A 268-nucleotide genomic window follows, 5' to 3' on the forward strand; every position below is an offset into this window, starting at 1 on the left:
CCGTCACTACGCCAATTGCATCGCCCGAAATCACGGCGCTGTCGTTGACCCCAGTAATGGTGATCACAATATCGTGGGTGGTGCCATCCACTGAGGCGACAGTGAAGGTTTCGACCTTAGTTTCATCTTGAGCCAGATATTGCACGTTGGCGTTCTCAACGTTATACACCCAGTTACCATCCGCATCGATGGAGAGCTCGCCGAGTGCACCTGCTGGCATCACTACGCTGGTCGGGTCAAAATTTTCGCTTTCACGTCGGTAGTCAGC

At 53.4% G+C, this 268-nt stretch carries 1 protein-coding gene; it reads right to left on the bottom strand.

The genetic code is table 11. The features are described 5' to 3' along the window. The coding region (locus RH86_RS19960; RefSeq protein WP_009388325.1) for a VCBS domain-containing protein at positions 1-268 on the bottom strand (268 nt) is incomplete at both ends.

Origin of the sequence: Vibrio sp. N418 (assembly GCF_000222565.1) — a bacterium.
Classification (GTDB): Bacteria; Pseudomonadota; Gammaproteobacteria; order Enterobacterales; family Vibrionaceae; genus Vibrio; species Vibrio scophthalmi.